This window comes from Vibrio sp. Vb1337, from assembly GCF_033338715.1.
Taxonomy (GTDB): Bacteria; Pseudomonadota; Gammaproteobacteria; order Enterobacterales; family Vibrionaceae; genus Vibrio; species Vibrio alginolyticus.
This window is the reverse complement of record NZ_JAWOTD010000224.1, coordinates 1-1,104: the sequence shown is the minus strand read 5'-3', so window position 1 is coordinate 1,104 and position 1,104 is coordinate 1. Positions and strand designations below refer to the sequence as shown.

The following is a 1,104-nucleotide window of genomic DNA, read 5'->3' as shown; positions in this document are numbered from 1 at the left end:
CTTTTGACCTGCGCAAGCAGAAATACCTTAAATAACTATCGTTTGCTGATAATTTCGCCACAAAGTGTGACAAAGCTAAGCTCAGAGGAAAAAATCAAATTCATCTTCACAAAAAATTGCGCAAAATTCTCTAGTTCAGAAAAGATTTACAGTCGATTCACTGTAATATCAGAAACGTAGCCGTTGCCAATGTTAGCTAGCGAACCATGTATCATTAATGCTGCATCTTCTGCGCTCATAAAGCTACTCGTATCCAAGCTCTTACCACTGGTTTCCCAAAACTCCGTCGCCATTCCTCCCGGATACACGGCAATAATCTTCATTGGCTTACCTTTCAGCTCCAGACGAACCGATTCAATCAATCCTTTGACTGCCCATTTCACAGCGCAGTATGTGGATTCTTGAGCTTTGGGCTGCTGAGCCGCAGTAGACATGATCATCACTACATTAACAGGCTGATCCTTGTATCGCTTAACCAACTCACGAAGCACGTTAATCGCTGAGCTGAGATTATTCTCTATTAAGGTTTGAATCTGCTCTGGATCTTGCTCTTCTAACAACCCAAAGTACCCACTGCCTGCACTGTGAACCACCGTGCTCGGAATAGAATCTAATTGTTCAAACAATTGTTCCACTTCTTGATGGGATGCGAGATCACAAGCTCGATAGCCAACATTGTTCGATAAGCAGTTTGTGAGTGTAGAGAGCTTACTCTCACTTCGTCCAGTCAGATAAGTGGCTTTCCCTTCCGCATCATAAAGCTTGGCCAACTCCGCCCCTAAGCCACTACTTGCACCTGTGATTACAATCATTTTCTACCTCGTTCGTAAAAATGCTTTCTAATGTGTGTACCAATTAAGGTAACGGAATATAGGCTGATTCACATCTTACGAACGCCATTCTTTGAAGCAGCATGACTTTCTGATTTTAACGCTCGTTAACTTCTAAATATGCCCAATAGTTTTCAAAACTATCCAATGGTTCGGATACCTGTACCTTGATCACGAAGCCCATCAAGCACAAAGAGAAACCGGAAATTTCACCTATGCTTAAACAAAGAATAACGTTTTGAATTTCCTATCGACTTTCTCACTAAAGATAAGA

At 41.8% G+C, this 1,104-nt stretch carries 1 protein-coding gene; it reads right to left on the bottom strand.

What is annotated here, in order from left to right; genetic code table 11:
• Positions 1-146 precede the first annotated feature (146 nt).
• The gene (locus tag R7E42_RS25210; RefSeq protein WP_318073268.1) at positions 147-812 is read right to left on the bottom strand and encodes an SDR family oxidoreductase; all 666 of its coding nucleotides are present in this window, start codon (positions 810-812) and stop codon (positions 147-149) included.
• Between the last annotated feature and the right edge of the window lie 292 nt (positions 813-1,104).

What these genes read in the sequence shown, in the direction of transcription:
- R7E42_RS25210 (WP_318073268.1), bottom strand. Translation starts at nt 812, where the DNA reads ATGATTGTAATCACAGGTGCAAGTAGTGGCTTAGGGGCGGAGTTGGCC.